This is a genomic window from Streptomyces sp. SID5910 (assembly GCF_009862125.1).
GTDB lineage: Bacteria > Actinomycetota > Actinomycetes > Streptomycetales > Streptomycetaceae > Streptomyces.
The window spans coordinates 1-8526 of record NZ_WWHX01000087.1; the positions used below are offsets into that span (position 1 = coordinate 1).

Sequence of the window (8526 nt, forward strand, 5' to 3'; positions counted from 1 at the left end):
TTGTTGGACATGGCCAGGCGCTCCTCGGAGAAGCCGAACTCGCCGCCCACCCCGTCGTGCAGTTCGTCCCGCGCGTCCTGGCCCCCGTCCTGGGCGAGCCGGATCGTACGACGTGCGGATGTGACGTCGCCGAGGTGGGCGTACGCGCGAGCGGCGATGGCGTTCAGGCGCCGTTGGGCGACATCGCCGAGACCGCCGTACGTCAGTGCTCGCCGGGCCTTCGACAGGGCCTCGTTCGGCTCGCCCGAGTGGTAGGCGATGTAGGCCAGGGTGCCGTCGGCGTAGGCCTGCAGGGGTGCGAAGCGCGTGCTCTCCCCGTAGACGGCCGTGGTGCGGGCCAGGGTGCGGGCGCTGGGGAAGTAGCCCAGGTCGAACGCCGCGACCGCGAGTAGTGCGGTCGTCTGCCCGTTGAGGATCATCAGGGTCTGCTGCTGGAACGGAACCTGTGTACGGTCCCGGTGGCGCTCGATATCGCGGCGCAGGGTGTCGGCCGCTTCGTAGGCACTTGCGGCTGGCAGGCCGTGGTAGCGCCGGGCGAGACTCACCACCTGGTCCCGGAGTTCGTCGATGGTGTTGTCGGAGATGGACGCCGCGGCGGTCGCGTCGGCGCCGTCGTGGGCTTCACGTGCGGTCATCTGAACTCGCTCTTCCAGGTCGAACGCGGGTACCTGGGGATCGTCCGCCGACGGTGCCGCGAACAGTTTCGCTGCCGTGTACTCGGGCCACATGGCCTCCAGCACCCGGCAGGTCTCCGGCCCCGGTAACCCGGTGAGTTTGCCGCCGGTCCAGCGCCGGAACTGCGTCTCTCCGCACGTCGGGTTGTTGGGGCTGTTCCCGAAGAGGCGAACGCCGGTCTCGTTGAACTTCTTGTCGAACCGGCGGTAGGTGAGCTTGTCCCGGTCACACAGCTTGGCGAGCAGTGTCCTCGGTTCGCTTCTCATCCCGCCCCCAAGTCTGCGGAGCCGCACTTCACGGCCTGCGGATGGATCCCTTCCGTTGAAGGGGACCCCGGCTTTCCGTCCGGCGGCAACACACCTCGTGCGGAAGCCACTTCAAAGCTATCCCGAGGCCAGGAGTGTCACCCGTAAGAGCCACGGGAGCCACGGTCCAAGCCATGGCGGAGCCACGTGCAGCGGGTGAACGATGATCGCCGCTCCTCACTGAAAGTACACGTCCGAGCACAGTCGGCCGTCCCTCTCCCACCTCTCGAAGGGAACCGTCCCATGGCGACCACCCTGACCACCGCGAAAGTTCCGCCCCCTCCACCGCCCGTCCACCTCCTTCCGCCCGTTCCGTGCTGGACGCAGCGCGAGGAGGACCTGGAGCGCATCCTCGCCCTGCTCCGGGGCGGTCTTCCGGTCGACCGGGCGTTCGATGAAGGGGCCGCGGTCTTCGACGACGAAGCCCACCCGGCCGAGGACGACATCCCGGCCCTCGGCGGGCGCTTCCGCGAAACCGCGGAAGCACTGGGCCAACTCGCGGTTCTGGCCCACGTCATGGGAGAGAAGCGGTCCGAGACGGCGACGCCGTGCCCGGCCTGACAGCGCGGGCTGAGCCCGACATCGCCGTCATGCCCCCGGCCGAGGCGTACGACTTCGACTACTTCCGGACCCGTTTGGATGCCGGACTCCTGTCGCGGAGCATCGCCCTCCGCGTGTTCCGCATGCCCCTCCTCGCCGTGCCGGTCGGCGGGACCAGGCGCGGCGGCTGGTTCGGTACCGACAGCCTCTCCGTCGCACTGGCCGTCCGTGACGTCCTGGCGCCCCTCCACGGCTTCCCCGGCGCGCGCATCACGTGGCAGTGCACACCGTGTGCGTCGTACGCCGTCGAGTGGGGGGAACGTCCTCCGGCCGCGTGGCTCGACGAGAACGAGCGCCTGACCTTCTACGGCCTCACGGAACCCGACCCCGGGCCCAGCCCGTCCCCCGTCGCCACGACCTCGCCGACGGCTCGTCGCGGCCCCCACTGAGACGGGCCGGGCGTGCACTTTCAAGGATCAAGGAGTCTTCCCATGCCACGCGGACCTGCCGGCACGACGACACCAGTATCGACGCGTCGCACAGCCCTGCTTGTCGACGGGGAAGTGATGAACGAGCGGATCGCGGTGGCCCCTCGCCACGGTGGCTGCCCGCCCCTCCCGCAGGATGCGGCGCAGGTGGGCGTCCTCCGTCGGATCACCGCCGCAAAGCTCAGGCACCACGGGCTCGACGCGTTGATCGGCGATGCCCTGCTCATTTCCTCCGAGCTACTGACGAACGCCCTGCTGCACAGCGGGACGACGGAGATCACGCTGAACCTCGCCGTCCAGGACGGATGCCTCCGCATCACGGTCATCGACGGCATGCCGTGTCGAGCGGAGCACAGAAAGGTCGACGACGAGGCCGAGACAGGGCGCGGGCTCGGACTCATCGAGGCCCTGGCCGAGCAGGGCGGCGGTGTCTGGGGCACCAGCGAGGACGGTGCGACGACCTGGTGCACCCTTCGTGTACCCGCCGAGCACCGGCAATAGCGCCGCCGGATCCCGGGCCGACGCACTGCCGGCCCGGTCCACACCACGCGACGTCCTGCCGGCAGCCCGTATGCCGTAGGGCAGCGGGTCCGGCACCAGCTCCTGCCCGAGCAGTGCCCCAGTCGCAGGCTGCACCCGCGTGACACGGCTCGGCAGCCCGCGCCTGGGGTCCTGAGACCCCCCGCCCCCTTCCAGGGCGGACCGACCACCGAGGAGCATCAGTGCCGATTCCGACCTATCAGCCTCCACAGCCGGCCACAGTCGTTGCCGAGCCCCTGCCCGCCGAAGAGTGGGAGCTGGACACGACCATCACCCGGGCTCCGACCCCGATCGTCGAGGCCTGCGGCACGGGTGACGGTTGCGCCAAGACCTGCGCCTCCTCCTGCGCGTCCAGCTGACACGCACGCCCCCTGCGGCGGTGCGGGCGTGCCTCCCGCGCGCCCGCACCGCCGCACCTCTCACCGAGGAATCACCGATGATGACTCGTCCCACCTTCCGTCGGCACGGCGACATCCTGGTGCTGCGCGCCGCTGTTCTCCCTGTGCAGGCTCGTCCGGACGACTGGCCCGACGGCGAATCGCTCGACGAGTGCCGCGAGTGGCTCGCCCGCGTGTGGTCCGACGACGCCTTTGTCGTTCCGCTGCGCGCTGCGTCCCCGCGGCTGGCCGACTTCGTCGAGAGGATTCTGGACGGCGGCGAAGTCCCGCACAGGCGGGTCCGGAGCGCCACCCTGTCCGTAGCCGGCTACCTTCTGCGGGCCTCGTCCCGAGCAACGCCCTTCGGTCTCTTCGCCGGTGTGGCCCTCGCCGACGTCGGACCGGCGTCCGCGGACCTCGGCACCGGCCACCGGGCCGTAGCACGGCCCGACACCCTGTGGGTGGACCACGTGCGTCGTACGTTGCAGCGTCGCTCCGACGTGCTTCCGCACCTGACCATCCAGGTCAACAGCCTCTCGTTCCAGCGTGGCGACACCGTCTGCACACCCCGGCCGGGCGGACGCCTGGCGAGCGCGCCGGTGACCCGCCCCCTGGCCGTCCTCTTGAGAGCGGGAGCCGCACCGACCTCGGGCCGCCGCCTCATCGAGGCGTTGACCGGGGCGGGCGGCACGCCCGAGCAGGCTGCCCGCCTGATCGGGCAGGCCCTGGAGGACGAGTATCTGACCAGCGATCTTGCTGCTCCCATGACCGTCGAGGATCCCGCCCGGCACATCGTGGGCATACTGCGGCCGCACATGGCCGTGCTTGAGCCGGACACGGTCCGGATCATCGATCGCCTGGAGGAAACGAGACAGGCCCTCGCCCTGCACCATCGGGTTGAATCCGAGGTGACCCCCGGGCTGCGCGCCATGGCCGACAAGGGAATGCGGGAGATACAGGCAGCCGACTGCCGCAGCAGGATCAGCCTCGATCTGTGCGTCGACGCCCGGGTTTCCGTGCCTCACCAGGTCCTGGACGAGGTGGAGCACGCCGCGCACGCACTCGTACGCCTGACCCGCGCTCAGGGGGAGTCGCCTGCATGGGCCGCCTATCAGACGCATTTCTGGGAGCGTTACGGCTCCGGGGTCCTGGTTCCGGTCCGTGACGCCGCCGACCTGGCTGCGGGCATCGGGTTGCCCGCCGGCTACCCGATGTCGGTATGGGGCGAGGCACCGCTCAGGGTGCTGCCTCGTGATGAACGACTGGCAGCACGGGCCATGCGCACGGCCATGACCAGGGACCACGAGATCGTCCTCACCGAGCAGGACATCGACGATCTCGCCGGAAGCGAGGAGGGCCCGACGGCACCGCACGTGGAGGTCGGTTTCAGGATCCGAGCCGTCAACAGGGAAGCAGTGAGCAGCGGAGACTTCACGCTCGACCTGCGACCGGCGTGGACGGCCGGCGTCCTGTCCGGCCGCTTCGCCTCCCTGCTGGGACGCCCGCTGTCAGACCTGTACCGGACACTGCCCACCATGACCCGAGGAGCGCTGCCCGCACAGCTCTCCTTCATGCCTGGCTTCCCGCACGCCCAGAACGTTTCGCGCATCCCCGCCCTGCTGCCGTACGTCATTCCCGTGGGCGAGACCCGGACGGCAGCGGACGGTCTCATCGATGTCGACGATCTCGCCCTGTTCTCCACCGGCCGGCATCTGCATCTCGTCAGCGTGTCTCGGCGGCGCATCGTCGAGCCGCACGTCCTGCACCCACTGGCTCTGGAGAAGCAGGCTCCTCCTCTGGTCCGGTTCCTGGCCCAGCTGGGGCGCGGCTTCGCTACGGCGTGGACCGCGTTCGACTGGGGGCCGCTCGCATCCGCACTCCCCTACCTGCCGCGTGTCCGGCATCGACGCACCGTACTGGCCCCGGCACAGTGGAAGCTGTCCACCGCGGATCTGCCCTCCGGCCCGTTCGGGCCGACCTGGCACAAGGCCCTGAGCACATGGGCAGCCACCTGGCGATGTCCCGCCCGGGTGCAACTGTTCGACGACGACCGCAGTATGAACGTGGACCGGACCGAACCCCTCCACGCACGCCTCATCCATCAGCACCTTCGCCGCAACGAGTACGCGGTGCTCGCCGAGGCCGTGCCTGACGAGGAATTCGGCTGGCTGGGCCATGCCCACGAGATCACCGTCTCGCTCGCCACGACCCGCCCGCAGGCGCCGCACCCGGATCTGACCCGCGCCCCCGTGGTGACCAACCAGGATCTGGCGCACCCAGGAGACACCGAACAAGGGTGGACTCAGGCGAAGGTGTTCACGCACCCCACCGCCATGGACGAGATCCTGACACTGCGGCTGCCGCGCTTGCTCGACGCACTCGGGACCTCCCAGGCATGGTTCGTGCGCTACAAGTCCCTGCAGGAGACCGACCATCTCCGAATCCGCGTGCCGACCGGCGGGCGGGACAGCGGCGGGGCCACCCTGCGCGCCCTCTCCGACTGGACGAAGCGGCTCACCGAAGACCGGCTCGCCTCCGGGCTCGTCCTGGACGGCTACCGACCCGAGACCGGCCGCTACGGCACCGGGGCTGCCATGGACGCGGCCGAAGAGGTGTTCGTCGCCGACAGCCTCGTGGCTCGCTACGCTCTCACCGACGTGCCCGCCCTGGAGAGGGAAGCGGTCTGCGCCCTGAACATGGTCGACATGGCGGAGGGCTTCCTCGGCACGCACGAAGGCCGGTCCTGGACGGCACAGGCTCCGGCCCGCGGCATCGGACGCCCCGACGTCACATCCCAGACCGTCGACCAGGTGAGGGCCGCCCCCCTTCTGAACTCGACGCCCCGCCTCGCCCGGGCCATCGCCCAGCGTCGGGCAGCACTGGGGGCGTACCGGTCACAGACCGACGCGGGCCGTCTGGAGCAGGCCCTCGAATCTCTGCTCCACATGCACCACAACCGGCTGATCGGGCCCGACCGGGACAGTGAGGCCGTATCCCGCCACGCGGCACGGCAGGCATGCCGGTCCTTGGTATTGAGGAGGACGACGTGAACCACGACGACCTCGGCGGAGGCCTCACGGGGAACGCCCTGTACGAGATGGTGATCGCCCGCGGTCAAAGCGACTGGACGGCGGCACACGCCGCGGCGAAGGCGATCAGCTCCCGTCCCATCACCGCTCACCGGACACACGCGAACCTCTACCGAGGGGCGCCCGCGGTCGCATACGTCCTGCACGTCGCGGGGCACCGGGCCTACACGCGCTCCCTCGCCGAACTCGACGCCGAGACGGTCGCGATCGTCGCGGACCGCCTGGACGCCGCGCATCGTCGCATGGCCGGCGGACGTCCGCCTCGCCTGCGGGAGTACGACTTGATCAGTGGCCTCACGGGACTGGGCGCGTATCTCCTCCACCGTGGCCACCACAACGTCCTCGACCGCGTGCTGCGCTACCTGGTGCGGCTGATCACCGAGCCTCTCACCGTCGACGGCCACCAGGTCCCCGGATGGTGGGCAGCGACCGACCCGCGCGACGCGATCGGCACCGGACGGTTTGCGCACGGCCACGCGAACTTCGGCATCGCGCACGGCGTCACCGGACCGCTCGCCCTCCTCGCCCTCGCCCGCCGCGTCGGCCACACCGTCGACGGGCAGGACGACGCCCTGGCCGAGGGCATCGCTCATCTCACCTCCTGGGCACAGCCCTGCGACAACGGCAGCATCGGCTGGCCCGAGTTCCTGCCCTTGGACGCCTACCGGAAAGGTCCCGAGCCAGGAGCGGCACCCGGCCGCCCCTCGTGGTGCTACGGCGCCCCCGGCATCGCGCGCGCCCTGCAACTGGCCTCGCTCGCCCTGCACGACGATGCGGCCCGCCGCCTCGCCGAACACACGGCGTTCCAGGCCGTGACCGACTCCCGGCAGACCTGCCAGATCACCGATTCGTCTGTCTGCCACGGGTGGGCGGGCCTGCTCCTGGCCGCCGATCGGATCGCCTCCGACGCCGCGCTCCCCGATCTCGCCCACGCACTGCCCGCACTGCTCCCCCGTGCCCGGCACCGGACAACCGAGAGCGCAGGTCTGCTCACCGGCGACGCCGGCGTCCTCCTCACGGTGCACACCCTCACCGCCACCCACCCCGATGACTCGAGGTGGGAATCGTGTCTACTCCTCAACTGAAAGCGAAACGACTGTGAGTCAGACCCCCACGGCCGACCAACTCCGCAACCGACTCGTCGACGACATCCTCAGCACACGGGAGATCCCCTCCGACGTGGAGCGAGCCATGAGGACGGTGCCCCGGGACGCGTTCCTGCCGGGCATCGAGCTGGAAAACGCGTACACGGACCAAGCCGTGACCATCAAGGACAACCCCGGCCAGCCCCTCCCCCTGTCCTGCGCATCGGTGCCGTCCGTCGTCGCCATGATGCTCGGCCAGCTCGGCGCCCGCCTCGGCGACAACGTCCTCGAGATCGGCGCCGGTACCGGATACAACGCCGCCCTTCTGGCCGAACTCGTCGGCGGCGGCAGGGTCACCACGGTCGACATCGACTCCGACGTCGCCCTGCACGCCCGGACCACCCTCAACACGACCGGCTACGAGGGCGTCACGGTCATCGAGCACAACGGTCTGCTCGGCGTCCACGAGAACGCGCCGTACGACCGGATCATCGCCACGGTGGGCATCTGGGACATCCCGGCCGCCTGGTGGGACCAGTTGGTCGACGGCGGGCGCCTCGTACTGCCCCTGCGGTGGCGCGGACAGACCCGATCGGTCGCCCTGACCCGCCGAGGGGACGAGCTGGTCTCCGACGGCATGGAGCTGTGCGGCTTCGTTCCGGTCATCGGACAGAACGGCGAGAGGACGGCCGCTCTCAACGCCGCCGACACGATCCGCCTCCACTACGACCAGGACCAGGCCATCGACACCGACGCACTCACCGGCATCCTGCTGTCGGACGAACCGGCCGGCGCCTTCCTCTCCGCCCAGCGGATCGGCGGCGAGGAGTCATTCGATGGGATCTGGCTGCGCGCAACGGCCGACGACGACCGCGTATGCCGCCTCGAAGTCACCCCGGAAGCCGCGGAACAGCACCTGATCCACAGGCCCGCCACACCAAGCCGCAGCCCCGCCCTGGTCGAGGACGACTCACTCGCCTACCTGACCGTGACCCGCGAAGACGCCGACCCACAGCGCCCGTTCCGCCTCGGCACGGCCGCATACGGACCACGCAGCAAGGAACTGGCCCAGTCCCTCATCACACACATCGACGCGTGGGGCGCCGCCCGCAGGGCGGTACCGCAAATGACCATCACCCCTCCCACGACCGGGCCCGCACCCGACCACGTGATCACCAAACCGGAGAGCCACATCACGCTGACCTACTGAACCAGCCCGAACGGCGCCCCACCTACCCGAAGGCAGACGCCGCCCGAGCGGACCCCCATGCGAGGGCGATCCCCGCGGATGCGGGGAGCAGAGGGCCCGCACGACGGTGCGGCCCGCCGCCTTGGGACCATCCCCGCGGGTGCGGGGAGCAGCGTGAGCTTGCCGTGGAGGTGTGGGGCGCGGAAGGACCATCCCCGCGGGTGCGGGGAGCAGGTAC

Annotated in this window: 7 protein-coding genes; 6 read left to right on the top strand and 1 reads right to left on the bottom strand. The window is 70.2% G+C overall.

Annotated features, from left to right (window positions below; genetic code table 11):
• The coding region (locus GTW67_RS03370) for a DNA-binding protein (protein ID WP_161163294.1) at positions 1–941 on the bottom strand (941 nt) is incomplete at its 3' end.
• Between the two features lie 282 nt (positions 942–1223).
• Here GTW67_RS03370 and GTW67_RS03375 point away from each other — a divergent pair.
• The 6 genes from GTW67_RS03375 (at position 1224) to fxlM (ending at position 8309) form a co-directional block, all read left to right on the top strand.
• Complete coding sequence (locus GTW67_RS03375) at positions 1224–1541, top strand: hypothetical protein (protein WP_161163295.1); 318 nt, start codon at positions 1224–1226, stop codon at positions 1539–1541.
• On the top strand, positions 1529–1969 hold the full coding sequence (locus GTW67_RS03380; protein WP_161163296.1) for a DUF6302 family protein: 441 nt from the start codon (positions 1529–1531) through the stop codon (positions 1967–1969). Before GTW67_RS03375 ends, GTW67_RS03380 begins: the two co-directional genes overlap by 13 nt.
• 42 nt (positions 1970–2011) lie before the next feature.
• Positions 2012–2509 carry an ATP-binding protein gene (locus GTW67_RS03385; RefSeq protein ID WP_237518634.1) on the top strand — a complete coding sequence of 166 codons (498 nt, stop codon included), beginning with the start codon at positions 2012–2014 and terminating at the stop codon, positions 2507–2509.
• Between the two features lie 475 nt (positions 2510–2984).
• Entirely contained in the window at positions 2985–5975 is a 2991-nt protein-coding gene (locus GTW67_RS03390; protein ID WP_161163298.1) for a lantibiotic dehydratase, read from the top strand.
• Positions 5972–7099, top strand: a complete 1128-nt coding sequence (locus tag GTW67_RS03395; RefSeq protein WP_161163299.1) for a lanthionine synthetase LanC family protein — start codon at positions 5972–5974, stop codon at positions 7097–7099. Before GTW67_RS03390 ends, GTW67_RS03395 begins: the two co-directional genes overlap by 4 nt.
• 13 nt (positions 7100–7112) lie before the next feature.
• Positions 7113–8309, top strand: coding sequence for a methyltransferase, FxLD system (fxlM, locus tag GTW67_RS03400; protein ID WP_161163300.1), 1197 nt, complete (start codon positions 7113–7115; stop codon positions 8307–8309).
• The last annotated feature ends 217 nt before the right edge of the window (positions 8310–8526 follow it).

Excerpts from the sequence above, each read along its gene's own strand:
- GTW67_RS03375 (WP_161163295.1), top strand. The coding sequence starts at position 1,224 with ATGGCGACCACCCTGACCACCGCGAAAGTTCCGCCCCCTCCACCGCCC.
- GTW67_RS03385 (WP_237518634.1), top strand. The coding sequence starts at position 2,012 with ATGCCACGCGGACCTGCCGGCACGACGACACCAGTATCGACGCGTCGC.
- GTW67_RS03390 (WP_161163298.1), top strand. The coding sequence starts at position 2,985 with ATGATGACTCGTCCCACCTTCCGTCGGCACGGCGACATCCTGGTGCTG.